The 24,616-nt window shown below is 41.2% G+C and carries 22 protein-coding genes and 1 other annotated feature; of the genes, 17 read left to right on the top strand and 5 right to left on the bottom strand.

Going from position 1 to position 24,616, the window contains the following annotated elements; genetic code table 11:
- Nucleotides 1-24 precede the first annotated feature (24 nt).
- The gene (locus H9649_RS07200) at nt 25-633 is read right to left on the bottom strand and encodes a class I SAM-dependent methyltransferase (protein WP_225229731.1); all 609 of its coding nucleotides are present in this window, start codon (nt 631-633) and stop codon (nt 25-27) included.
- Nucleotides 630-1,589 carry a TIGR01212 family radical SAM protein gene (locus tag H9649_RS07195; protein ID WP_191694055.1) on the bottom strand — a complete coding sequence of 320 codons (960 nt, stop codon included), beginning with the start codon at nt 1,587-1,589 and terminating at the stop codon, nt 630-632. Before H9649_RS07195 ends, H9649_RS07200 begins: the two co-directional genes overlap by 4 nt.
- A gap of 231 nt (nt 1,590-1,820) precedes the next feature.
- Between H9649_RS07195 and H9649_RS07190 the strand changes: the two genes are divergently transcribed.
- The 4 genes from H9649_RS07190 to leuS all read left to right on the top strand — a co-directional run bounded on the left by H9649_RS07190 (nt 1,821) and on the right by leuS (nt 7,253).
- Nucleotides 1,821-3,002, top strand: a complete 1,182-nt coding sequence (locus H9649_RS07190) for an MDR family MFS transporter (protein ID WP_191694054.1) — start codon at nt 1,821-1,823, stop codon at nt 3,000-3,002.
- 125 nt (nt 3,003-3,127) lie between these two features.
- Entirely contained in the window at nt 3,128-3,814 is a 687-nt protein-coding gene (locus tag H9649_RS07185; protein ID WP_191694053.1) for a CoA transferase subunit A, read from the top strand.
- A gap of 18 nt (nt 3,815-3,832) precedes the next feature.
- Nucleotides 3,833-4,480 carry a 3-oxoacid CoA-transferase subunit B gene (locus H9649_RS07180; RefSeq protein WP_191694052.1) on the top strand — a complete coding sequence of 216 codons (648 nt, stop codon included), beginning with the start codon at nt 3,833-3,835 and terminating at the stop codon, nt 4,478-4,480.
- 64 nt (nt 4,481-4,544) lie between these two features.
- Nucleotides 4,545-4,762, top strand: a binding site (T-box leader).
- A gap of 76 nt (nt 4,763-4,838) precedes the next feature.
- Complete coding sequence (leuS, locus tag H9649_RS07175; protein WP_191694051.1) at nt 4,839-7,253, top strand: leucine--tRNA ligase; 2,415 nt, start codon at nt 4,839-4,841, stop codon at nt 7,251-7,253.
- A gap of 59 nt (nt 7,254-7,312) precedes the next feature.
- Here leuS and H9649_RS07170 read toward each other — a convergent pair whose 3' ends face one another.
- The gene (locus H9649_RS07170) at nt 7,313-8,572 is read right to left on the bottom strand and encodes a BaiN/RdsA family NAD(P)/FAD-dependent oxidoreductase (RefSeq protein ID WP_191694183.1); all 1,260 of its coding nucleotides are present in this window, start codon (nt 8,570-8,572) and stop codon (nt 7,313-7,315) included.
- Nucleotides 8,573-8,721: 149 nt separating this feature from the next.
- Here H9649_RS07170 and H9649_RS07165 point away from each other — a divergent pair, with 149 nt between their 5' ends.
- Both H9649_RS07165 and H9649_RS07160 read left to right on the top strand, forming a co-directional pair.
- The gene (locus H9649_RS07165; protein ID WP_191694050.1) at nt 8,722-10,338 is read left to right on the top strand and encodes a putative polysaccharide biosynthesis protein; all 1,617 of its coding nucleotides are present in this window, start codon (nt 8,722-8,724) and stop codon (nt 10,336-10,338) included.
- Between the two features lie 3 nt (nt 10,339-10,341).
- Nucleotides 10,342-11,043, top strand: a complete 702-nt coding sequence (locus H9649_RS07160) for a pseudouridine synthase (RefSeq protein WP_191694049.1) — start codon at nt 10,342-10,344, stop codon at nt 11,041-11,043.
- A gap of 42 nt (nt 11,044-11,085) precedes the next feature.
- On the opposite strand, the gene H9649_RS07155 is transcribed toward H9649_RS07160, so the two are convergent.
- Nucleotides 11,086-11,307: a DeoR family transcriptional regulator gene (locus H9649_RS07155; protein ID WP_191694048.1), complete on the bottom strand. Its 222-nt coding sequence runs from the start codon at nt 11,305-11,307 to the stop codon at nt 11,086-11,088.
- 319 nt (nt 11,308-11,626) lie between these two features.
- On the opposite strand from H9649_RS07155, the gene pepV reads away from it, so the two are divergent.
- From pepV to H9649_RS07130, 5 genes are read left to right on the top strand one after another with little or no spacing between them, the layout of a single operon-like run.
- Complete coding sequence (pepV, locus tag H9649_RS07150; protein ID WP_404828715.1) at nt 11,627-13,036, top strand: dipeptidase PepV; 1,410 nt, start codon at nt 11,627-11,629, stop codon at nt 13,034-13,036.
- Nucleotides 13,033-13,887, top strand: a complete 855-nt coding sequence (dat, locus tag H9649_RS07145; protein WP_191694046.1) for a D-amino-acid transaminase — start codon at nt 13,033-13,035, stop codon at nt 13,885-13,887. The genes pepV and dat overlap by 4 nt, the downstream gene beginning before the upstream one ends.
- Before the next feature lie 32 nt (nt 13,888-13,919).
- Nucleotides 13,920-14,921, top strand: coding sequence for a nuclease-related domain-containing protein (locus tag H9649_RS07140; RefSeq protein ID WP_191694045.1), 1,002 nt, complete (start codon nt 13,920-13,922; stop codon nt 14,919-14,921).
- Nucleotides 14,922-14,941: 20 nt separating this feature from the next.
- Complete coding sequence (gene trmB, locus H9649_RS07135) at nt 14,942-15,583, top strand: tRNA (guanosine(46)-N7)-methyltransferase TrmB (protein ID WP_191694044.1); 642 nt, start codon at nt 14,942-14,944, stop codon at nt 15,581-15,583.
- 25 nt (nt 15,584-15,608) lie between these two features.
- A complete protein-coding gene (locus H9649_RS07130) occupies nt 15,609-16,457 on the top strand; it encodes a YtnP family quorum-quenching lactonase (protein WP_191694043.1) in 849 nt (282 codons plus the stop codon).
- Nucleotides 16,458-16,528: 71 nt separating this feature from the next.
- Here H9649_RS07130 and H9649_RS07125 read toward each other — a convergent pair whose 3' ends face one another.
- A complete protein-coding gene (locus H9649_RS07125) occupies nt 16,529-16,843 on the bottom strand; it encodes a hypothetical protein (RefSeq protein ID WP_191694042.1) in 315 nt (104 codons plus the stop codon).
- A 191-nt stretch (nt 16,844-17,034) separates the two neighbouring features.
- Here H9649_RS07125 and H9649_RS07120 point away from each other — a divergent pair, with 191 nt between their 5' ends.
- The 6 genes from H9649_RS07120 (at nt 17,035) to murC (ending at nt 24,512) form a co-directional block, all read left to right on the top strand.
- The gene (locus H9649_RS07120) at nt 17,035-18,108 is read left to right on the top strand and encodes a M42 family metallopeptidase (protein ID WP_191694041.1); all 1,074 of its coding nucleotides are present in this window, start codon (nt 17,035-17,037) and stop codon (nt 18,106-18,108) included.
- 192 nt (nt 18,109-18,300) lie between these two features.
- Entirely contained in the window at nt 18,301-18,810 is a 510-nt protein-coding gene (locus H9649_RS07115) for a hypothetical protein (RefSeq protein ID WP_191694040.1), read from the top strand.
- Between the two features lie 94 nt (nt 18,811-18,904).
- Nucleotides 18,905-19,723, top strand: a complete 819-nt coding sequence (locus H9649_RS07110) for a DUF1444 family protein (protein WP_191694039.1) — start codon at nt 18,905-18,907, stop codon at nt 19,721-19,723.
- The gene (gene ytpR / locus H9649_RS07105) at nt 19,720-20,325 is read left to right on the top strand and encodes a YtpR family tRNA-binding protein (protein ID WP_191694038.1); all 606 of its coding nucleotides are present in this window, start codon (nt 19,720-19,722) and stop codon (nt 20,323-20,325) included. The genes H9649_RS07110 and ytpR overlap by 4 nt, the downstream gene beginning before the upstream one ends.
- A gap of 118 nt (nt 20,326-20,443) precedes the next feature.
- The gene (locus H9649_RS07100) at nt 20,444-23,020 is read left to right on the top strand and encodes a DNA translocase FtsK (RefSeq protein ID WP_225229730.1); all 2,577 of its coding nucleotides are present in this window, start codon (nt 20,444-20,446) and stop codon (nt 23,018-23,020) included.
- A gap of 178 nt (nt 23,021-23,198) precedes the next feature.
- Nucleotides 23,199-24,512: a UDP-N-acetylmuramate--L-alanine ligase gene (gene murC / locus H9649_RS07095; RefSeq protein WP_191694037.1), complete on the top strand. Its 1,314-nt coding sequence runs from the start codon at nt 23,199-23,201 to the stop codon at nt 24,510-24,512.
- Nucleotides 24,513-24,616: the final 104 nt, after the last annotated feature.

The following is a 24,616-nucleotide window of genomic DNA, read 5'->3' as shown; positions in this document are numbered from 1 at the left end:
CCTAGTCAATGGCATCCCGCTTTTTCATGAATTATTGTTATCGACACATCGTACCTCATCGAACTCGCGTACTTTTTCGATAGCAACGAGAATTGGAGGATTATTTCGCTGGTTCAGTAGTTCATAACGTACTACGTGCACGTCTCCTTGATGGAGTGATCTTACATAAGTGGTTAATGCATCACGTTCTTCCGGTCCACCTTCATGGCCATCATAAACGGAAATGGTTATAATGCCTCCTTTTTTTAAGAGGCCGAGCAGTTTATGAATCGCTTCAATTGTAGAATGAGGTTTCGTGACAACTGTCAGATCATTACTATATGGAAGATAACCTAGATTGAACATTGCGCCGCCGATCGGTTTTTTTACATATTGATCGACTTTTGCATGGCTGTCTAATATAAGTTCAACATGATTGTTCAGTTCGCCAAGTCTTTCTGCTGTTGCGTCTAATGCTTCATGTTGAATATCAAAAGCGACGACAGAACCACTATCTCCAACTAGCTTTGCCAAAAACTCCGTATCATTCCCGTTTCCTGCTGTCGCATCTACAACCGTCTCGCCAGCAAGCACAGTTTCACTTAACAGCCGTTTGGAGAAAGGTAGTACGCGATGCAATAAAATTTGATTCATTGCGATTCCACCAGCTTTCCATAATACTTTCCTTGATAACTATTGCGCCGCTTAAGTTCCTGATCAATGCCGTTAAGCACATCCCATTTTGTCACACTCCACATCGGGCCAATCATTTGTTCAATGGGTCCGTCACCTGTAATGCGGTGAATGACCATGGATGGTGGGAGTATTTCCAGCTGGTCTACGACAAGATTAATATAATCTTCTTTCTCAAGGAACTGTAGAAGACCTTTTTCATACTGTTTGACCATTGGAGTGCCTTTAAGTAGATGAAGCAAATGGATTTTAATGCCTTGTACGTCGAGTTCAGCCACTTTTTTCGCTGTTTCCATCATCATGCTATAGTCTTCCATAGGTAATCCGTTAATGATATGTGTACAGACACGAATGCCGTGGTTCCGCAACTTTTCAACGCCTTCCACATACGTGGCAAAATCATGTGCCCGATTTACCAATCTGGCCGTCTTTTCGTGCACCGTCTGCAAACCGAGCTCCACCCATAAATATGTCCTCTCATTCAGCTCAGCTAAATACTCCACAACGTCATCGGGCAAACAGTCAGGTCGCGTGCCGATGGACAGGCCGACAACACCACCTTGCGCAAGTGCAGCCTCGAACTTCTCTTTTAAGATAGGTAGAGGAGCGTGTGTGTTTGTATACGCCTGGAAGTATGCCATGTATTTGCCTTCTTTCCATTTTTGGTGCATGTGGTCACGAACTTCGGCAAACTGGACGTCAATCGGATCTACCCGATCTCCTGCAAAATCACCTGAACCGGCCACGCTACAAAATGTACATCCACCGAAAGCGACGGTGCCATCTCGATTTGGGCAATCAAATCCAGCATCCAGAGCCACTTTGAAAACTTTACAACCAAATTCATCTTTTAAATGCCGAGACCATGTATAATAACGCTTCCCTTCAGTTGGGAACGGAAATTTAAAATCTATCATGAAAATCAACTCCTCTACCAGTTAATTGTACCATGGGTGAATGATCAATTGTCATCTGAATTATGCAACATATTCAGTGCATCTTGTCTGTTTACAAAAAAAGGCATACACTCGGAATAGTAGAATGTATAGACTTCTTTAGCATTATAATCTTGATTATATAAATACGAAAAAGACAGCGTTTACTGTAAGGCTATTTTAAAGTTTACAAATGAAATGGAGATAGAAGAAATGCCGAAAAAAGTGTGGCTTCTCGTCATTGGAATGTTTGTCAATGTTGTCGGGAACTCGTTTCTATGGCCACTGAATACGATATATATGCACGATTATCTTGGGAAGTCATTAGCTGTTGCTGGTCTGGTTCTTATGGCAAACGCGGGAGCAGGGGTCATCGGGAATCTTCTAGGCGGTTATTTGTTCGACAAGATTGGTGGATTCAAGTCGATTATGGCAGGGATATTATTATCGATTTTTGCACTTGCTTATCTTGTTTACAATCATGATTGGTATCCGTATATCATTTTTCATACGCTACTTGGATTTAGCGGAGGTATTATTTTTCCAAGCATGTTCGCCATGGTCGGGACTGTATGGCCTGAAGGAGGTCGAAAGGCTTTCAACTCTATCTATCTTGCACAAAATGTAGGAGTCGCTATCGGTCCTGCATTAGCAGGTCTAGTCGCGTCCCTGCATATCGATTATATCTTCGCAGCAAATCTTGTTTTTTATGTCCTATTTTTGTTTATTGCCTATTTCGGTTACAAAAACTTGGAAATTGCTCCGGATCGGCATACAGATGTGATCCGGGAAGCTGGACCTATTAAGCATAAAGCGCCATTCTTTGCGCTACTTATACTCGTAACGGGATATCTGATTACGTGGCTCGTCTATTCCCAATGGTCGACAACCATTTCCACATATGCATTGTCAATCGGGATTTCGCTTAGGGAATATAGCTTCATATGGACGATTAATGGTTTGTTAATTGTTGTTGGACAGCCAATTATTAGACCACTAATTAAACGGTTGGAAAATCAACTGAAAATGCAAATGCTAATCGGAACAGTTATTTTCATCATTTCTTTCATCATTTTAAGTTTTGCCGGTTCATTTAAAGTCTTTATCGTCTCCATGGTCATTTTGACATTTGGAGAAATGATTGTGTGGCCGACAATTCCAACATTAGCGAGTCAACTTGCACCTAAAGGACGGGACGGTTTTTACCAAGGCATCGTAAACTCCGCGGGGACACTTGGGCGTATGATCGGTCCTTTTGCAGGAGGAGTGCTAGTCACGATTTACGATACACAAATTATGTTACTCATGCTAACAAGCTTAATGGCAATTACACTTATTACTACAATGCTCTATGATAAGCCGCTCAAAAAAACTGTGTTCAAAGTAAATAATTGAACGTCCATGCGACCGGAAGACCATTCGTGGTTTTCTGGTTTTTGGCTTGGATGATTGCGTCCTGTTTGATAGTCTGATTTAATGAAGATAGAATTGACTTAATGATTTAAAAGGGGGAACGCAAGATGAAACCATTATATTCAACAGCAATGGAAGCGATTTCGCAAATTGAAGATGGGTCGACTCTGATGGTGGGAGGATTTGGACTTGTCGGCATACCTGAACAGCTTATTTTGGCTCTTGTCGAAAAAGGTGTAAAAGATTTGACGATTATTTCGAATAACTGCGGAGTGGACGAGTGGGGACTTGGTCTTCTATTAAAAGAAAAGCAAATTAAAAAAATGATAGGTTCATATGTAGGTGAAAACAAAGAATTTGAACGTCAAGTGTTGTCAGGTGAAATTGAAGTGGAATTGACACCTCAAGGTACACTCGCTGAAAAGATCCGTGCTGGGGGCGCAGGGATTCCTGCATTCTACACACCTGCAGGAGTAGGGACATCAGTTGCAGATGGTAAAGAGATTCGTATTTTTAATGGGAAAGAATATGTCCTGGAAGAAGCCTTAGTTGCTGATTTCGCCCTTGTTCGCGCTGCAAAAGCGGACAAGATAGGTAATCTCATCTACAACAAAACTGCACAGAACTTCAACCCAATGATGGCAGCAGCGGGCAAATTTACAATCGCGGAAGTGGAAGAAATCGTAGAAACAGGTGATCTCGATCCTGCTACAATCCATACGCCAAGTATTTACGTGCAAGGACTATTAAAAGCGGAGCAGGAAAAACGGATAGAGAGATTGACGACTCGATAAGGAAGGGGAATGTTCACGATGACAAAAGTCAATTACAGAGAACGTATCGCAAGACGCGCTGAAAAGGAAATCAATGATGGGGACTATGTCAATCTGGGAATTGGCATGCCGACACTCGTTGCTAATTATATTTCCGAAAATAAAACCGTTGTCCTCCAATCTGAAAATGGTCTTCTCGGCATCGGACCTTATCCGACGGAAGACGAAGTTGATCCGGACTTGATCAATGCTGGGAAAGAGACGGTGACGACTATCCCTGGGTCTTCATTCTTCGATAGCTCAGAGTCATTTGCGATGATTCGTGGCGGGCATGTCGATGTTGCCATTCTTGGCGGCATGGAAGTTTCAGAAACAGGTGATCTGGCGAACTGGATGATTCCCGGTAAAATGATCAAAGGGATGGGCGGCGCAATGGACCTTGTTCACGGGGCAAAGAAAATCATCGTTATCATGGATCATACTGCTAAAGACGGCGCAGCAAAGATTAAGAAACAATGTGAATTGCCGTTGACGGGCAAAGGTGTCGTGCATAAAATCATCACCGAACGTGCATTGATTGAGGTGACACCTGATGGCCTTGAACTGAAAGAAGTGTTTGAAGGTTTCACAGTTCAGGATGTTATTGACTCGACAGAAGCGGACTTAATTGTCAAAGATGTGAAGTAAGGTTAAATGTCTTGTTGTATTTAGGAACATTTTCGGGTACACTACAATAAAATGATTTCAAATAGCGTTGGCTTTGATGAGGATCAGTAACTATGGACTGTCTTTTACAGAGAGTAGGCGGATGGTGCAAGCTTACAAGACATATAGTGAACTCGCCTTGGAGCCTGTATCGGTGAAAATTGAGTAACCGGTGCCGTTTTCCGCGTTAAGGAAACAAGTTGGACGGCAACAGCCGTCAATTTGGGTGGCACCGCGGGAGTAAGAATACCTCTCGTCCCTTATGTTTTTTAAGGGACGGGAGTTTTTTTATTTCCAAAATGCCTAGCACAATTTGAATCGAATGGAAGGGATGAATTAAATGAGCTATCAACATCTGCAGATTGAAAAGAAGTGGCAAAACTATTGGAAAGAAAACAAAACGTACAAAATGGTCGATGATGAGTCAAAACCGAAATTTTACGCACTTGACATGTTTCCGTTTCCTTCAGGCGCGGGTCTTCACGTTGGACATCCGCTCGGTTATATCGCTACTGATATTTTAAGTTCTTTCAAACGCAAGCAAGGCTATAACGTATTGCATCCGATGGGCTGGGACGCTTTCGGTTTACCTGCTGAGCAATATGCGATTGACACAGGGAACGACCCTGCAGAATTTACTGCGAAAAATATCGCGACATTCAAACGACAGATGAATGATCTTGGCTTTTCGTATGATTGGGATCGTGAAGTAAATACGACAGACCCTAGTTATTACAAATGGACACAGTGGATTTTCATCCAGTTGTACAATAAGGGTCTTGCCTATATTGATGAAGTGGCTGTTAACTGGTGTCCTGCACTTGGAACGGTACTTGCGAATGAAGAAGTGATCGACGGGAAATCAGAGCGTGGCGGTCATCCTGTAGAACGGCGTCCGATGCGCCAATGGGTGTTACGTATTACGGAATATGCAGATCGCCTGCTAGAGGATCTTGACGATCTTGACTGGTCTGAAAGCTTGAAAGACATGCAACGTAACTGGATCGGTAAATCCGAAGGGGCGCAGTTGAAGTTTGACATTGCGAATACAGAGTTGTCATTTGAAGCATTCACGACGCGACCAGATACGATTTTCGGTGCAACGTATGCAGTACTTGCTCCTGAGCATAAGCTTGTAGATAAAATTACGACTGAAGATCAACGGGAAGCGGTAGTAGCGTATCTTGATAAAGTGAAAACAAAGAGTGATCTTGAACGTACCGATCTTGCGAAAGAGAAAACAGGCGTATTTACAGGGGCGTATGCCATCAATCCAGCTAGTGGAGAGAAGATGCCGATTTGGATTGCGGATTACGTCTTGTCCACATACGGAACAGGTGCAATTATGGCTGTGCCTGCACATGACGAACGGGATTATGAATTCGCGACAGAATTTAATTTGCCGATTGTTGAAGTCGTTGCTGGAGGGGATGTTTCAAAAGAAGCGTATACCGGCGATGGAGAACATGTGAACTCGAAATTTTTGAATGGTCTTGGAAAAGTAGAAGCGATTGAAAAAGCGATTGCTTGGTTTACGGAACAAGGTAAAGGTGAGAAGAAAATCACATTCCGCCTTCGCGATTGGTTGTTCTCAAGACAACGGTATTGGGGAGAGCCAATCCCAGTCATCCATTGGGAAGATGGTTCAATGACTACAGTCGATGAATCCGAATTGCCATTAATGTTGCCTATAACAGATAACATCAAGCCGATGGGTACAGGGGAGTCACCACTCGCTAATATCGAAGAGTGGGTAAATGTTGTAGATCCAAAAACAGGTATGAAAGGCCGTCGTGAGACAAATACGATGCCGAACTGGGCAGGAAGCTGCTGGTATTACTTGCGTTATATCGATCCTGATAACGACGAGATGCTAATTGACCCGAAACTGGCTGAACGTTGGTTGCCTGTCGACATATACGTTGGTGGTGCAGAGCATGCGGTCCTTCACTTGCTGTATGCACGTTTCTGGCACAAAGTGCTATACGATATCGGTGTTGTGCCAACGAAAGAGCCTTTCCAAAAACTCTTTAACCAAGGGATGATTCTTGGTGAAGGACACGTAAAAATGTCCAAATCACTAGGTAACGTCATTAATCCTGATGATATCGTCCATTCACACGGAGCCGATACGCTACGTCTTTATGAAATGTTCATGGGACCACTTGATGCATCTAAAGAATGGTCTACAAACGGTCTTGAAGGCTCACGCAGATTCCTAGATCGAATCTGGCGTCTGTTCGTCAATGAAGATGGAACGTTAAGTTCAAAAATCGGTGGAGAACCAGGTGGATCGCTTGAAAAAATCTATAACCAGACTGTGAAAAAAGTGACAGAGGATTATGAAGGAATGCGCAATAACACAGCGATTTCCCAATTGATGGTCTTCATCAACGAAGGTTATAAAGTGGATTCGATTCCGAAAGAATTCGTGGAAGGCTTTGTATTGCTTATTTCACCGATTACACCGCACTTGGCCGAAGAACTGTGGGAGAAGCTTGGTCATACTGAAACGATCACGTATGCGCAGTGGCCGAAATATGATGAAACGAAATTGACGGATGATACTGTTGAAATTGCTGTGCAAATCAACGGCAAAGTCCGAGCGAAAATAAACGTCGCCAAAGACATCACTAAAGAAGACCTTGAAAAAGTTGCACTTGCAGATGAAGAAGTTAAACAGTGGATTGACGGCAAAGAATTGAAGAAAGTCATTGCGATACCTGGCCGACTAGTCAACATCGTTGCGGTATAAGCATATAACTAAAGAATCCGCGATAGAGCATTGTGCTCTGTCGCGGATTCTTTACTTGCTTACATTGAAAATGCTCCGGCACTCATTCCGGCGATTCTACCCGTGACGAGGGCAGATGTAATGTTATATCCACCTGTATAACCATGGATATCAATGATTTCACCACAGAAGAAAAGTCCTGCTTTTTTGCGTGATGCCATCGTCTTCGGTTCGATTTCTTTTGTCGAAACGCCACCGCCCGTGACGAAAGCTTTTTCAAGCGGTTGCGTGCCATTCACGGTCATCGGGAATTCTTTCAGTAAAAGCGCGAGTTTCCTGATTTTTTCATTGGAAAGACCTGCTCCTATATCGGAATGATCAATTCCTGCCTGGTCGAATAAAAACAATAACCATCGTTCAGGTGCAATTCCTTTTAAACTGTTTTTTATCGCTTTCTTTGGGTCTTCCTTTAGCATTGCATGCAACGTTTGAAATGCCTTTTCTTTGTTCATCGCAGGCAATGAATCGATTCGCATATTAACGGGCTGATTGCCGTTTTTCATACGTTCTTTCACGACATATTGGCTGCAACGCAAAATAGCCGGTCCACTTAAGCCGAAATGGGTGAAGAGCATGTCCATCTGATGGGTCACCAATGTTTTACCTTTAGCATTTAAGACTGATACAGCAACATCACGCAGAGCCAAGCCCTGCAACTCTTTCGTTCGGATGAACAGTTCGTCCGACAGCAAAGGTACTTCTGTTGGATACAGTTCAGTCACCTTATGGCCAGCTTTTTCCGCCCAAGGATAACCGTCGCCTGTACTACCGGTTTGCGGGACAGCTTTGCCGCCAACAGCTACTACGACAGCATTTGCGCGGATTTCTTCTCCGTCATCCAGACGGACACCTAATATTCTTTCGTCATCCATCACCAATTTTTTGACCCGTGTCGATAACCGTACTTCGACATGCAAGCGGTCCATCTCATCAAGAAGAGCGTTCACAACATCTTTCGCTTTATTCGATACCGGAAACATTCTTCCGTGGTCCTCTTCTTTTAAAGGTACACCAAGCCCTTCAAAAAATGAGATAATGTCTTCATTATTGAAAACGGAAAAAGGACCGTACAGAAACCGTCCATTCCCTGGAATGTTTTTAACGATTTCTTCCAATGGTAGGCGGTTAGTGACGTTACAACGTCCACCACCTGAAATCGATAATTTATTGCCAAGCTTTTTTCCTTTGTCGAGCAAGAGCACTTTTTTGCCGTGTTCTGCAGCTGCGATTGAAGCCATCAATCCTGAGGGACCCCCACCGACGATGATAACGTCATACATATATGGAACCACACTTTCAGTTTTTCTCCATTATACATCATGTTTCCACTATAATAGTTATATGCGTTAAACATTGTGGAAACTTAATGGCGGATGTAAACTGTTAAGTAGCTCAAGACGAGAAGAATTACAGATTGGAAGGATCAACCATGTCATCAAACCTTGTGAAAGGCACAGCCATTTTAACGATCGGGCTGTTTTTATCGAAAGCGCTCGGACTTTTATATGTCATTCCTTTTTATGCACTAGTAGGGGAAGAGAATATCGGTCTTTATCAATACGCTTACATACCTTATAATCTCGCACTTGCTGTTGCGATTTCAGGTGCACCACTGGCTATTTCAAAATTTGTATCAAAATATAATGCCATCGGTGATTATGCGACCGGAAGGAAATTGATGAAGTCAGGGATGCTTGTAATGACAGTGACGGGTATCTTGTCGTTCCTAGTCCTATTTTTCATGGCTGAACCAATTGCACATCTTGTCGTAACGAACGATGAGAAAGATTTTACGATTGCGGAAGTTACGTCTGTCATACGTTGGGTAAGTTACGCTTTGCTCGTCGTTCCATTGATGAGTATTGTCCGTGGATATTTACAAGGTAATCAGAAATTCGAACCTACATCTGTATCCCAACTAGTTGAACAAATCGTGCGAATCATTGTCGTACTTATTGGTGCATTTATCGTAGTAAATGTATTGGATCTTTCACCACGAATAGCTGTTAAGTTCGCGGTATTTGCAGCTTTCATTGGTGCATTGGCCGGACTCGTTGTTTTGTATAAATACTGGTTAAAATATAAACCTGAGTTTAACCAACTATACGCAAGCAGTCCTCCGGCAAGTGATATTACGTTTTTTGATATGTACAAAGAAGTTATTGGTTATACGATTCCGTTTGTCCTTGTTGGTGTTGTCAATCCACTTTATCAATTTGTAGATATGATCACATTCAACACAACAATGGAGTCTATTGGTCGGGAAGAGGTTGCGAAGACATATTTTACAATGCTCAACTTTTTGACGCATAAAATCGTGATGATACCTGTAATGGTTGCGACGGGCTTTTCAATGGCGTTAATACCTGTCATGACGAGGTTCTATACTAAAAATGACTACAAAGGAATCAATCGGTCGCTCGATCAAACTTATCAGATCATGTTATTTCTGACTGCTCCCATGGTTCTCGGACTAATAATATTATCAAGACCAATCTATACATTCTTTTATGGCAGTAATCCGATTGGTGCTGACGTACTTGCGACATATGCACCTGTTGCCATACTGTTTGGCCTGTTCACCGTAACTGCCGCCATCTTGCAGGGAATTGATAAACACAAATGGATTGTCTTCACTTCACTTACCGGATTGCTTGTTAAGATGGTCTTGAATATTCCTCTAATTAAGCTTTTTGAAGTGAACGGTGCAATTGCTGCGACTGCAATCGGATACGCGGTTGCGGTAGCTATTAATATTTATGTCATTTCTCGTGTTCTTCATTATCGTTTTAGAATGGTTTTACGGCGGATTGTTCTCATCGGCATCTTCAACGTAATTATGTTCATAGCTGTTCACTTTACATTGAAAGGGCTTATCGCCATCAGTCCTGTTGAAGGGAAAATGCAGGCGTTGCTCTATGTATTGATTTGCGCATTCGTTGGGGCAGTTATTTACGGGTTGCTGTCGCTTAAATCGGGGCTTGCTCAGAAGCTGTTCGGAGATAGGTTAACAAGAATCACTAAGAAGTTTGGAATTGGAGGGTAACTAATGCGTCTAGACAAATTTGTATCGAATATGGGATTTGGTTCCCGCAAAGAAGTGAAGGGTTTCTTGAAAAAAGGGGCGATTGCAGTGAATGGCAATCCTGTGAAAGATCCTGGGTTACACGTTGATGTACAAAATGATGAAGTGACGTTATTAGGAGAACCGATCATCTATCGTGAATTCATCTATTTGATGATGCACAAACCGCAAGGCGTCATTTCTGCAACGGAAGATAATCGGGACCAAACTGTCATCGATTTGTTGGATGATGAATACCGTCATTTTGAGCCGTTTCCTGTCGGTCGTCTCGATAAGGATACAGAGGGTTTGTTGCTCATTACGAATGATGGGAAGTTGACCCATGAATTATTGTCACCGAAAAAAGAAGTGCCTAAAATGTATTATGCTCATATTGATGGTGTAGTTACTGAAGATGATATCGAGCGGTTTGCTGAAGGTGTCACATTAGAAGATGGCTATTTTACAAAACCGGGTATATTACGGATACTAAAGTCTGCTGAAGTGTCCGAAATTGAATTGACAATCACGGAAGGGAAGTTCCATCAAGTGAAGCGGATGTTTGAAGCGGTAGGAAAGAAAGTCGTTTATCTGAAGCGCATGTCGATGGGTCCCTTGAAGTTGGATGAAGGATTACCGCTTGGCGAATATAGAGAGTTGACAAAAGAGGAACTTGCCATGTTGTGAGATGAAAAGGCTGAACGGATTAGCGTTCGGCCTTTTCATATGTCAGGAGGACAATTTAACTTTTTTCTCTGTTGTTGTCCATTTACCACGCGCGGGACTTTTAATGAGCTCGTTGTATTCGAGGACATTTAAGTCCCTTTGTGCTGTACGATTTGTGATGCCGAATTCCTCGACAACATTTTCTGTTGTAACGACTCCCCGATCGAGGATATACAAATAGACATCCTTTATTCGGGTAAGCATACGATCAGTAGTTGGCTTCAACTGTAGATCCACTCCTCATCTTCATTTTCCAAAAACCAATGGGCATGAGACTATTGAATGTTACCTATGTGAGTTGAAATTGCCTCCGACAATGCACTCCTTTCATCAGAACACGGCGTCAAATGAAATGTTCTGACAATAGTAGTATACCTTATTTCAGTCAATAAAACATGGACTTATTGTGAATATTTTGTTAAGAGTGTTTCCTTCTTTATTTTCTTAGCTGAACGTGTGAAAATAGGTTAACTGGATTTTCTTGAAACACTATCGTTTCAAGAATCTGTTGGCAGACATTAAAAGAGAGTAGGTGCTCAATTTGTTGAACTGGAAGAACAAAGTTATGGAAACACAAGATGAACTTATCGGTGACTTAAAAAAATTAATATCCATCCCGTCTGTATTGGATGAAGCGGCTGCAACGCCCGATGCTCCGTTTGGACCGGAACCGAAACGCGCACTTGAATGGCTTTTGGAAGAGGGCAGACAAGCTGGTTTCACAGTGAATAACATTGATAATATGGCTGGTCATATAGAAATGGGCGAAGGAGATGAACTGCTTGGCATTCTCTGTCACGTCGACATCGTTCCCGCTGGTGGCAATTGGACATACGGTCCGTTTGACGGGACTGTTGCTGACGGTAAATTGTTTGGGCGTGGGGCAATTGACGACAAAGGCCCGACGATGGCCGCTTGGCATGCCATGAAAATGGTGAAGGATGCAGGTATTCCGCTGACTAAGCGTGTTAGACTGATCATTGGTTCTGACGAAGAGAGCGGTTTCAGATGTGTTGACCGTTATTTTGAAAAAGAGGAGATGCCGACAATTGGATTTGCTCCAGATGCGGATTTCCCGATTATCAATGCTGAAAAAGGAATTTCCGAGCTTATCTTTTCGAAAAAAATAATATCACATGATGGACAGCTCCTTTATTTCAAATCTGGAAACCGGACGAATATGGTTCCGGACTACGCGGAAGCAAGAATTAAAGCTGATTTTAGTGAAATTCACTCAAAGTTTGAAACTTTTATGAATATCCACGATGTCGCAAGTGCAATGATTGAAACAGACGGTGCCATCGATATTAGCGTACACGGTAAATCGGCACATGCCATGGAGCCTGATAATGGTGTAAACGCTGCCGTTCTTCTTGCCTCATTTCTGAATAAGATTTTTGTTGAGGGTGAGTCGAAAGAATTCACACAATTCATCCTGGATTCATTCGGGAATGAATCGCGCGGTCGTTATTTAGGTTTGGCTTTCAATGATGAAATTTCAGGGGATACAACATTAAATGCCGGAATTGTCTCCTTTACACCTGAAGAAGGTGGTAAGATTATTGTCAGCATGCGTTATTCAGTTACGTATCCATTTGACGAGAAAATCTCGACATGTCAAGACCGTCTGAAAGAAACGGCATTCCAACTGGAAGTCCAATCAAATTCACAACCTCACTACGTGGATGCAAACGATCCACTTATTAAGACGTTGCAAGAAGTCTATACAGCTTATACTGATGAAGAGGCTGAGTTGCTTGCAATTGGCGGTGGTACTTATGCACGTGTACTTGAAAAAGGCGTCGCCTTCGGTATGCTCTTTCCAGGCAGGGAAGATGTCGCTCATCAGGCTGATGAATATGTATATATAGAAGACCTGTATAAAGCGACTGCTATTTACGCAGAAGCGATTAGTCGTTTGGCAGGGGAAGATTTGAAAGGGGAGTCAGAATGACGATTTATTTTGTAGATGGACAGTTTACGGACAAAGATGGTGTCCGCATATCCATTGATGACAGAGGCTATTATTTTGGAGATGGCGTTTATGAAGTTGTAAAGGTGTATAACGGTGAGTTGTTCACTGCACAAGAGCATATGGCTCGATTACTTGAAAGCGCATCGAAAGTTAAAATGGCTGTTCCTTATACGGAACAACAGCTTATCGGAATCGCGGAAGAGCTTATGAAGAAAAACGATATTGATACAGGGCATGTCTATATGCAAGTAACACGTGGCGCTTCAGCTCGTGTTCATCATTTCCCTGACATGAATGTCCCGCCTGTCGTGACAGGCTATGCGATTGTCAATCCACGTCCTGTATTAAATTTGCAAGAAGGTGTGGCGGCAAAGACAGTGGAGGATATCCGCTGGCTACGTTGTGATATTAAAAGCTTGAATTTACTTGGCAATGTTATGGCGAAGCAGGAAGCGCATGAAGCTGGTTGTGTCGAAGCGATTTTCGTCAGAGATGGTATTGTCATGGAAGGATCATCTTCTAATATGTTCGGTATTCTAAATGGTATTGTGTATACACATCCTGCGACAAACCTAATCCTAAATGGTATTACACGTCAAGTTGTTTTAGAAATTTGTGCTGAATTGGATATACCTGTACTAGAGAAGGAATTTACATTGGAAGAATTATATATGATGGATGAATTCATCATGACTTCTACAACAGCTGAAGTGACACCTGTTATTACAATAGATAACAAAAAGATCGGTTCAGGAGTTCCAGGACCAATCACTAAGAAATTGCAGGAAGCTTTTGCTAAAAAGCTCCCGTTAACTGTAACAGGTAAATGATGAAGATTGCCAACTGATCGGAGTGGATAGAAGTGGCGCAACTCGTCAAACTGCTAGATTATGTATCAAGGTACCAAAATGATCTGTCGCGTTATCCTACTCAATATATCCGCTTGAAAAATTCTCAATGGGATCGTATGAAGCGTCAATGGGAAATGGGGGAGGAGCTGTCTGATTGGAGGCAGGCTCCTGATGAATATGAACAACCCGAAGAACAGATGGAAGAAAGTAAATGGTTTTCACCTATAATGAAACTGTTGAAAAGAAAAGATCCTTTTGAAGAGATAGCGGAAGAAGTAGTAGTCACCGATGAAGACGAAACTGATATCTTTGATTTTCATCCGAATATTATCTACGAACCTCAAAGTGTAGAAGAGTTGCGTAAACTGTATATGGATCAGTTATTCCATTTTCAATTGAAATGGGCAAGTTCGACGATGCTCGAACGCTCGCGAATGGACGCTAACTATATACGTGATGCATTGCTGCGCAGTTTCACGCAAAATTTGCCGGATAGCTATTTGTTATTTTATTATCCCATTATAAAGGTGAAAAAAGCGCCTGTTGAATTGGACATCATTTTAGTAACGCCAGTTGACTGCTTATGCATTAAAGTGCTTGAACAGGAAGATGTATCAGCATTCATAGGGAACAGCGACCGTTTTTGGATGAAGAAGTTGGGGGATAAAGAAACTAAAGTACTAAATCCGCTTATCGGATTAAATCGTATGGAGAAAATTGTAAGTGGAATTATATCTGCCCAAGAAATCGAATTTCCAGTAAGAAAACTGCTTGTGTCGAGAAATGGATATATCGATTATCCAGGAGTTCCATATGATACGAAGATTATAGATAGACGAAGTTATGATGCTTGGTTTGCTTCATTGCAAAAATCAGTGACTCCTATGAAGTTTAATCAGTTCAAAGCGGCACAATCCATTTTAGACAATGTCCAGACGACAGCTGTCAGCAGACTCTTCGGAGAACCTATAACAACTGATGAAGGCATCGAAGAAACCGATAACATTGAATAGAAAAGAGTGTAGAGAAAATTATGCGATTAAGACATAAACCTTGGGCAAAAGACTTCATGGTCGAACACCCTGATGTAGTAATTTTCGAAGATGAAAAAGTGAAAGATTGGAAAGAAATATTTGGTAATGAAAATCCGATTCATGTAGAAGTCGGAACTGGGAAGGGGCAATTTGTAATCGGTATGGCGAAGGCTAACCCTGACGTCAATTATATTGGAATCGAACATTTTGACAGCGTAATTGTTTCAGCATTAGAAAAAGTGATTGAAGCAGAAAAACCTTCTAACCTCAGATTAATTCGTGGAAATGGTGCTAATATCGAGGATCTTTTTACAAAAGGTGAACTGGATAGGTTGTTCCTGAATTTTTCTGATCCATGGCCAAAAACGAGACATGCCAAACGCAGATTAACGCATGCTGCATTTTTGAGCAGGTACGAAAACGTTTTGAAAAAAGATGGGGAAATCCATTTCAAGACAGACAACCGTAAGCTCTTCGAATATTCATTAGTGTCGATGTCTGAATACGGGATGATACTGAAGGATGTGTCACTCGACCTTCATGCACAAATGCCTGAAGACAATATTATGACAGAATACGAAGAGAAGTTTTCAGCTAAAGGTCAACCGATTTACCGATTGGAGTCTTACTTCAAACGATGAATAATTTGTAAAAAGGGGTGTTTGCATGGATACATATTCTTTTCACGATATGACATTAACATGGCTTGACGGCGGTGTGAACTATCTTGACGGAGGGACGATGTTTGGAGTTGTGCCTAAAGCATTATGGTCTCGTCGATATGCAGTCGATGAAAATAATTTAATCGAATTGCGGACAGATCCAATTCTCATTTCCTATCAAGGAAAACATATTCTGATCGATTCGGGCATTGGTAAAGGGAAATTGACGGAAAAGCTGAAACGGAATCTAGGTGTGAGAGCTGAAACGAAAGTTGAGGAAAGTTTAGCGAAGATCGGCTTAAGTACTTCAGACATCGATATGATTCTCATGACGCACCTCCATAATGATCATGCGGCAGGGCTAACCGGTTGGAAAGACGATGAACTCGTCTCTGTCTTCCCAAATGCGGATATTTATGTTTCGCAAATTGAGTGGAATGAGATGAGGGAACCTAATATTCGTTCAAAGAATACGTATTGGAAAGAAAATTGGGAGCCGATACAAACACAAGTAAAAACGTTCGATTTGGAGACGGAAATCTTACCTGGCATTCAAATGATCCATACGGGTGGTCATAGTGATGGTCATAGTATTATTAAGTTGACGCAAAACGGTGAGACCATAATCCATATGGCAGACATTATGCCAACGCATGCTCATAGCAATCCGTTATGGGTGCTAGCGTATGATGATTATCCGATGATTTCCATATTTGCCAAGGAGAAAATCATGAAAGAGGCACTAGCAAATAACTATCGGTTCATCTTTTATCATGATGCAGTATATCGTCTTGTACAGTGGGAAGCGTCTGGTAAAGAATTAACGGAAGTCGTGGAACGGTCATTTACGTAATGATAATTTTGAAACAAAAAAGTAGAGGAAAAGCTTTTCCTCTACTTTTTATTTGCATATACGATTGTTGTTCACTTTTGTGTTAGCTCAACGACTGTACCTGTTTCTGAGTTTGCGGCAAACTCAAATTGTTCAAGCTCACCGTTACGAATTCTCGAAATTCCACCACGGTACACATCCATTGATAGGACATGGTTTGTGAAGGGTTCAGGTTTCATGACGATCCACGATCCATCAATCGGCCCCTCTTTTTTAAATGCATCTTTAACAGAGTTCAATACGTTCTCTGCGGAAGTGTTCGGATTCATTTTTTCATATGCTTGGTTGACAATAAGTCCAGCAGCAACACCTGTTAATATCCCTGCAACGAAATCTTTTGCTTTCATACACGTGAACCCCCTCAAGTAATCTGTCACAAGTGTATCATATTCTCTATGAATTATCTTCATAAGAAAACATTTGAAATACACTTATCGTGCGCAGAAAATAATTCGGTATCCTAAATATTCAGGATGGAAAGTTTCTGAATACTGCACTATACTAGAGAGAGTACATATTGAATTGGGGGAAATTTTTCATGAATAAAGAAACTTTAGCCATGTTCAAAACGTTGACAGAAACACCAGCTGCACCAGGTAATGAATATATGTTGCGTGCTTACATGCGTGAGGAGCTTGGAAAATACTCTGATGAATTGATTCAAGACAATCTTGGTGGCGTTTTCGGCGTTCGTAAAGGTGAAGAAGATGCACCAAAAATCATGGTTGCAGGCCATATGGATGAAGTAGGATTCATGGTAACGGCAATTACTGATAACGGGATGCTTCGTTTCCAACCGCTTGGTGGCTGGTGGAACCAAGTATTACTAGCGCAGCGTGTTGAAATAATTACTGAGAGCGGACCTGTTGTTGGGGTTATAGGCTCCATCCCTCCACATTTGCTAAGCGATGAAGTTCGTAACAGACCAATGGAAATTAAAAACATGCTTATCGATATCGGTGCTGACGATAAAGCGGATGCACAGAAGATCGGTATTCGTCCAGGCCAACAAATCGTGCCAATCTGTCCATTCACGCCTATGGCCAATGAAAAGAAAATCATGGCAAAAGCGTGGGATAACCGTTATGGATGTGGACTAGCAATCGAATTGTTAAAAGAAGTACACGGAACCGAACTACCCAATACACTCTATTCAGGAGCAAACGTCATGGAAGAAGTTGGGTTGCGTGGTGCTCAAGCTGCGGCACGTATGATTAACCCTGATCTATTCTTCGCACTGGATGCAAGCCCAGCGAACGATGCTTCTGGTAATAAAAACGAATTTGGTCAATTAGGGAAAGGTACATTGTTGCGTATTTTGGATCGTTCGATGGTCACGCATCGTGGTATGAGAGAGTTCATTCTGGATACAGCTGAATCTAATAATATTCCGTATCAATACTTTGTCTCTCAAGGCGGCACGGATGCAGGTCAAGTTCATATTTCCAATGAAGGCGTTCCGAGTGCAGTTATTGGCATTTGTTCTCGCTATATCCATACTGCAGCGTCTATTATCCATACAGATGACTATGCTGCGGCTAAGGAACTCCTTGTGAAACTAGTGAAAGCATGTGATAAGACGACGGTTGAAACAATTAAAAGCAATGTCTAATAAATGATAAAAATGAAGCGGCCATCCTTATAATTTGACAAGGATGGCCTTTTATTGCTTGAAAAGTAATAAAGTAGGGAAGTCATGAGACGGTCAAATGAACCGACATGTTTGCATATGGCCTTCATTAACTTTAAAATAGAAAACGATGAGTACTCTAAAAATAAGCATGAAATGATTGGAGGAAATTGAATGTTCCGATCTTGGAAATTCTTATTCCTATTAATCCTTTCCATCAGTGTTTTGACAGCTTGTGGACAAACGCTAGATGAAAGGGCTGCAGATGGGATTGCAGTAGCTAAAGAAGCTTTTCTGCTAGACGATAAACAGACGAATGATGAAGTTCAAGGCGTTTCATTATACAAACCTTCCGGATTTACAATTGCGGAAGATTCAGATGCTCAAAATATTGTTATGAAAAAAGGCGATGAGACATTCATTTTATTCATAAACACGAATGAAGAAAAAGACAGTCGTTTGTTTTATGACCTTTTGGACAATAATGAAGAGCGGAAACGCTTCGAAGAAGTCTTCACGAGTGACGGTTATTTTGGATTTGCTTCTGTCGTGAAAATCGGCGAGGACCAAGTAGAACTTATTACAAGTGTCGGCGGGGTCAAGATGACGACGATTACGAAAAAGAAAAATATTAGAAATGATTTGGCTAGAATGATGGAAATTACACGCTCTATTAATCAATAATGGCAAAGGCTATAATAAGTTAAATTTTATTGACGGTCACACGGCGCATTTAGCGGCGGGCGGCCGTCGATTTATGAAGGAGATGTATGTAAAAATGAATTCGGCACAACTTGTTGAACTATTGAAAGAACGAATTCCATCAGAACATTTGAAATGGCAATTTGATAGAAAAACCGATAAAGTCCGATTAGAACATACTCAACTTGCAAAAGGTATGGATATTTCATTGCCGGAAATTTTGGCCAAGTATGAAACGAAAAGAGAAGCAGCGATTAATGAAGTCGTTTACACGATAAACGAGACATTTGCTGCAATGGAAACCGAGCGTGCCCAAGGATTCATTAAAGCAAATTCCATCTATCCTGTCATCCGCTCTACATCTTTCCCTGTAGTTTCTAAAGCAGGTGATAAATTCATCGTGAAAGACCATACAGCTGAAACGCGGATTTTCTATGCACTCGATTTGAACACTACGTACCGTCTAATCGATGAATCAATGCTAGAATCGCTCGATATGAGTGAAAAAGAGGTTATGGAATCAGCAATGTTTAAAGTTAGATCTCTACCTACTGCTATGAAACATGATGAGGTAGCAGGAAACGTCTTCTATTTCATAAATAATAATGATGGATATGATGCTAGCCGTATTCTAAATCTCGCATTCCTTAAAGAGATGGAAGGGAAAATTGAAGGCCATATGACTGTATCAGTTCCCCATCAAGATGTTCTAATTATTGGAGATGTACGAAATGATACGGGATACGATGTACTGGCCCAAATGACTATGGAGTTTTTCACGACAGGACGTGTTCCTGTCACTTCACTCTCATTTATATACAAAGATGGAGTATTGGAACCGATTTTCATCATGGCAAAAAACCGAGTAGCAAGAAGGGAAGGAAAGAAGAGATGAATATATTTTATAACAATAATGGTGTTGGCGATGTTCTAATGGTACAGCTTACGACGGAACGTCCTGTGGATATGTTAATAGACAAAAAAGGAGATGTGACAATTATTAAAGATGAAGCGTCGGGGAAAGTCGTCGCATTTAACCTTTTTAATGCATCAAAGTATGTCTCAGTGAAAGCGGATGGACAAGTAGAAACAACTGAAGAAATTGTTAATGAGATGAAAATTGCGCTAGAAAAGAACAGTGTGACAATGGGACTGGATGTCGATTTCTCACCTAAATTTGTCATTGGTTATGTCCGGAAAAAAGAAAAGCACCCAAATGCGGATAAATTGAGTGTTTGTACAGTGGATGTAGGCAAGGATACATTGCAAATTGTCTGTGGAGCGCCAAATGTTGACGCTGATCAAAAAGTGGTTATAGCAAAAGTCGGAGCTGTCATGCCTTCGGGAATGATCATTCGCGATGCGGAACTTCGAGGCGTCGCTTCATCAGGTATGATTTGCTCAGCAAAAGAACTTAACCTACCTAATGCGCCTGAAGAAAAAGGGATTTTAGTGCTCCCTAGTGACTCGGTGATAGGTGAAGAGTTCAAAATGTGATCTTTTAAGACGAGCGTACTGTATAAAGCAGTACGTTTTTCTTATTTTACATAGGAAATTGATTTAGAGTATGAAAACCTGTTAAAATAGAATGATCGACTTGAAAAGAGTGATAGTATTGACTTGGATTAAAAAAATGATGAATCGAATGTTTGAGACTGATAGAACTGAAGAAAAGATCGAAACTGAGAACAAGGTACATACAAATGATATGGAATCACACGAACAAAATGAACGGCCAGCTTTCCGATTTCCCATAATTACAGATGCTGAAATATACGGATGGGATACCGATACTGATGAAGCTGTTAAAGAAACAGTTGAAACTAGGGCTACGAAAGAACTTGTGACAGAACTGGATGATGAATTCGAACCTGTGCCGTTATATAAAAATGATAGATGGCCAGTGAAAAATGAAAAAGTAACAATTCATCGAGCGACATCAAGACCGAGATATGAAGAAAAAATCGGGATTCGACCTGCCGAACCAGTTCCAACGATAGAGAAGCGAAATGATGAAGTGCGTGAAACGATTATTAAAAAAAGGAATAATCGTCCATTTACGCCGACTCAAGTTCCTTCTCCAGTATATGGTTTGAGCAAACCTGTATCATTCTCGAAAAGTACCGATCCATTGAGTGCAAATAAGAGTCTTAAAAATAAGGTTGAAACTGAAAAAAACGATTTTAGTGAAGAAATTCAACGCATTGAACCAGAAAATTTAGTTCATACTACTGTCATTGAAGTGGAAACTAAAATCCCGGAAGAAACAACCCAGCATTTGATTAACGAATGTACAACATCAGAATTACCAGCATCAGAAAAAAAGTTTGAATCAGTCGGCACAGAACTTGTGAATCAAAACGATACTGAACAAGTAGCAACCGGATTAGAAGAGAAGATTGGACTTACTCAGAATGAGGAATCTCCACTTGTCATAGAACAAGATGTGAACAAGGAATTTGACGAGCAAATTGAGCAACAGGAAACTTCAGTTTCAGATCAGCAAGTGCCCCCTAAAACGGAAAAAATTGTGCCGTTCAATGTGCTGATGCTGAAGAATGACAAAGCGAATTATGAACAGCGCATGAAGACTGTCACTCAGAAGAAAACAGCAAGTCCGGTTGCTGATACTCATGAAATTATCGCTAATACCGATGACAACAATTTTGTGAAACGTAATCCTGAAGTAGAACAAGTTATTATGAGTGAGCGAACTGCAACCATGTCAGAAGAGCAAATAGAAGATGAACTAGAAACACAACCGTATTATGCATTTCCTCCTAAGGATTTCCTCGTACAACCAGAGGAGCATATCGAAGATACGGAATGGTTACAAACACAGTCGGAGAAATTGGAAGAAGCGCTTTCCTACTTCGCGGTCCAAGCGAATGTGATAGAGGCTGTGCAAGGACCGACTGTTACTCGCTTTGAATTGACAGTAGGTCACGGCACAAAAGTGAGCAAAATTCGCAACTTGACGGACGATCTAAAACTTGCGCTTGCAGCAGAAGATATTCGGATTCAAGCACCAATCCCTGGAACAAGCTCTATCGGTATTGAAATTCCGAATCGTAAACCGCGTGCTGTGAGAATTTCCGAAGTGATTGGAACGAGGAAATTTCAAGAATCAGTTTCTCCACTTGAAGCAGTACTCGGTCTTAGTTTAACTGGAGAACCAGTTACACTGGATTTGCGTAAAATGCCACATGGTATGATAGCTGGGGCAACAGGTTCAGGAAAGTCTGTTTGTATAAATTCAATTTTAATTAGTCTACTTTACAAATCGGCTCCGACCGATTTGAAAATGCTTTTAATTGACCCGAAAATGGTTGAACTTGCTCCTTATAACGGAATTCCGCACTTGCTGAGCCCTGTCATAACTGACGTCAAAGCTGCGACAGCAGCGTTAAAATGGGCGGTAGGAGAAATGGAGCGAAGATATGAGCTGTTTGCTCATGTAGGGGCAAGGAATATTGAACGCTACAACGAAATGGCTGAGAAAGATCGGAAATTCTCTTTAAAGCTACCGTATTTGCTCATCGTTATTGATGAGTTGGCAGATTTAATGATGATGGCACCCGCCGATGTTGAAGTTTCTATTAGTAGAATTACTCAAAAGGCTAGAGCATGCGGTATCCATTTAATTATTGCGACTCAACGTCCTTCAGTAGATGTCATAACAGGCACGATTAAAGCGAATGTACCGACTCGTATCGCGTTTTCTGTCTCTTCACAAATCGACTCGCGCACGATCATTGATACACCAGGTGCTGAGCGTCTTCTTGGAAAAGGTGATATGCTTTATTTAGGAAACGGACAATCATCCCCGATACGATTGCAAGGGACATTTGTCACGGATCAGGAAATTGAACGTATAATACAACACGTTCAAAATGAAGCGGATCCCGATTATCTCTTCGGCCAGGAAGACTTGTTGGCTACTATTATAGATGAGGAAGAAGCAGATCCGCTCTTTATCGAAGCATGCCGCTTCATTATTGAACAAGGCAGTGCATCGACGTCCTTATTGCAACGAAATTTCAGTATTGGCTATAACCGGGCTGCGAAACTGATGGACAGAATGGAAAAGTTAGGTTTCATTTCTGAACAAAAGGGAAGTAAAGCTAGGGAAGTATTTTTGACGGACAGTAATTTTGAACAATTCCTTAATGGCTCAGAACAAACTAACTGATTGTAATTGATAAGATGTAACTATATATGACCGAATCTATAAGTTGTTCGGATTAATAATACCAAACGCAATGAAACGAAACGTTGGAAAATCAGATTGAAAAAAGTTTGTTGCTTTTCAATATGATAAGTCGGCTTTTTAGAATGAGGGAACAGAGATGATCCCGGGAGGTTGCATTATGACATTGTTCCATTTTACAGGAATTAAAGGCTCTGGAATGAGTTCACTCGCACAGATCTTGCATGATTCTTCACATAGTGTCCAAGGATCTGATGTTGAAAAATATTTCTTCACTGAGGATCCACTTCATGAGAGAAATATTAAAATTCTGCCTTTCGATGAAAACAATATTAAGCCTGGCATGACGATCATAGCGGGAAATGCTTTTCCTGACAGTCATCCGGAAATTGTTAAGGCGAATGAGCTAGGGCTAGAAGTGATTCGCTATCACGATTTCCTCGGCGAATACATGCAGAAGAGCATTTCAATAGCCATTACTGGTTCACATGGTAAAACATCCACTACGGGATTACTTGCTCATGTATTATCAGGAAGTGCACCTACATCATTCCTGATAGGGGATGGAACAGGTAAAGGAGTCGTAGATAGTAAATACTTCGTATTCGAAGCATGTGAATACAAAAGGCATTTTCTTTCTTATGAGCCTGACTATGCAATTATGACGAATATAGATTTCGATCATCCAGATTATTTCAAAGATCTTGAAGACGTAATTAATGCATTTGGTCAAATGGCTTTACGTGTGAAAAAAGCGATTATTGCATGTGGAGATGATCTTCACCTTCAACAAATTCAAGCAAATGTCCCTGTCGTCTATTATGGTTTCGGTGAGAATAATGATTTTGCTGCTAAAAATATTGTGAAATCAGAAGTTGGATCATCATTTGATGTGTATGTACGTAATGAGTTTTTCCATAACTTCACGATACCTTTGGCAGGTGATCACGCTATCCTTAATGCGTTAGGAGTCATTGCTCTCTGTCAGTATGAAGGTGTTGCGATTGCAGACATGGAAGCCCGCTTGGCATCGTTTACGGGTGTTAAAAGGCGTTTCACTGTCGTTGAATCATTCGGAAAGGTGATTGTGGACGATTATGCACATCATCCTACCGAAATTGAAGCGACTTTACAATCTGCGCATCAAAAATACCCGGAAAAAGAGATTATTGCGATTTTCCAACCACATACATTTACGAGAACTGCGGCACTTCTCCCGCAATTTGCTGAAAGTCTTTCCACGGCGGATCATGTGTATTTGTGCGATATTTTCGGTTCAGCACGAGAAAAAGCTGGGAATTTATCAATTAAAGACCTTGTCGAAAAGATTCCTGGAGCTAAGCACCTTGAACTTGAGAACATTACAGTCTTAAATGATCATGGAGATGCGGTATATTTGTTTATGGGTGCTGGCGATATTCAAAAGTATATGCACGAATTTAAAGAGCATACTAATAAAGAAGAAACAGCTTAATCCACTCGGATTAAGCTGTTTTTAATCCAATCATCAGTAGAAAAAGGAATTTCTTATTTTATTTCGTAAAAAAAGAGGGAAATCATGAAAGATGTCGAATTTGG

The organism is Sporosarcina quadrami (assembly GCF_014836615.1).
Taxonomy (GTDB): Bacteria; Bacillota; Bacilli; order Bacillales_A; family Planococcaceae; genus Sporosarcina; species Sporosarcina quadrami.
Note: the sequence above shows the minus strand (reverse complement) of the source record. Positions and strands in the feature narration are given on the sequence as shown.

What these genes read in the sequence shown, in the direction of transcription:
- H9649_RS07200 (WP_225229731.1), bottom strand. Translation starts at nt 633, where the DNA reads ATGAATCAAATTTTATTGCATCGCGTACTACCTTTCTCCAAACGGCTG.
- H9649_RS07195 (WP_191694055.1), bottom strand. Translation starts at nt 1,589, where the DNA reads ATGATAGATTTTAAATTTCCGTTCCCAACTGAAGGGAAGCGTTATTAT.
- H9649_RS07190 (WP_191694054.1), top strand. Translation starts at nt 1,821, where the DNA reads ATGCCGAAAAAAGTGTGGCTTCTCGTCATTGGAATGTTTGTCAATGTT.
- H9649_RS07185 (WP_191694053.1), top strand. Translation starts at nt 3,128, where the DNA reads ATGAAACCATTATATTCAACAGCAATGGAAGCGATTTCGCAAATTGAA.
- H9649_RS07180 (WP_191694052.1), top strand. Translation starts at nt 3,833, where the DNA reads ATGACAAAAGTCAATTACAGAGAACGTATCGCAAGACGCGCTGAAAAG.
- leuS (WP_191694051.1), top strand. Translation starts at nt 4,839, where the DNA reads ATGAGCTATCAACATCTGCAGATTGAAAAGAAGTGGCAAAACTATTGG.
- H9649_RS07170 (WP_191694183.1), bottom strand. Translation starts at nt 8,572, where the DNA reads ATGTATGACGTTATCATCGTCGGTGGGGGTCCCTCAGGATTGATGGCT.
- H9649_RS07165 (WP_191694050.1), top strand. Translation starts at nt 8,722, where the DNA reads ATGTCATCAAACCTTGTGAAAGGCACAGCCATTTTAACGATCGGGCTG.
- H9649_RS07160 (WP_191694049.1), top strand. Translation starts at nt 10,342, where the DNA reads ATGCGTCTAGACAAATTTGTATCGAATATGGGATTTGGTTCCCGCAAA.
- dat (WP_191694046.1), top strand. Translation starts at nt 13,033, where the DNA reads ATGACGATTTATTTTGTAGATGGACAGTTTACGGACAAAGATGGTGTC.
- trmB (WP_191694044.1), top strand. Translation starts at nt 14,942, where the DNA reads ATGCGATTAAGACATAAACCTTGGGCAAAAGACTTCATGGTCGAACAC.
- H9649_RS07130 (WP_191694043.1), top strand. Translation starts at nt 15,609, where the DNA reads ATGGATACATATTCTTTTCACGATATGACATTAACATGGCTTGACGGC.
- H9649_RS07125 (WP_191694042.1), bottom strand. Translation starts at nt 16,843, where the DNA reads ATGAAAGCAAAAGATTTCGTTGCAGGGATATTAACAGGTGTTGCTGCT.
- H9649_RS07120 (WP_191694041.1), top strand. Translation starts at nt 17,035, where the DNA reads ATGAATAAAGAAACTTTAGCCATGTTCAAAACGTTGACAGAAACACCA.
- H9649_RS07115 (WP_191694040.1), top strand. Translation starts at nt 18,301, where the DNA reads ATGTTCCGATCTTGGAAATTCTTATTCCTATTAATCCTTTCCATCAGT.
- H9649_RS07110 (WP_191694039.1), top strand. Translation starts at nt 18,905, where the DNA reads ATGAATTCGGCACAACTTGTTGAACTATTGAAAGAACGAATTCCATCA.
- ytpR (WP_191694038.1), top strand. Translation starts at nt 19,720, where the DNA reads ATGAATATATTTTATAACAATAATGGTGTTGGCGATGTTCTAATGGTA.
- murC (WP_191694037.1), top strand. Translation starts at nt 23,199, where the DNA reads ATGACATTGTTCCATTTTACAGGAATTAAAGGCTCTGGAATGAGTTCA.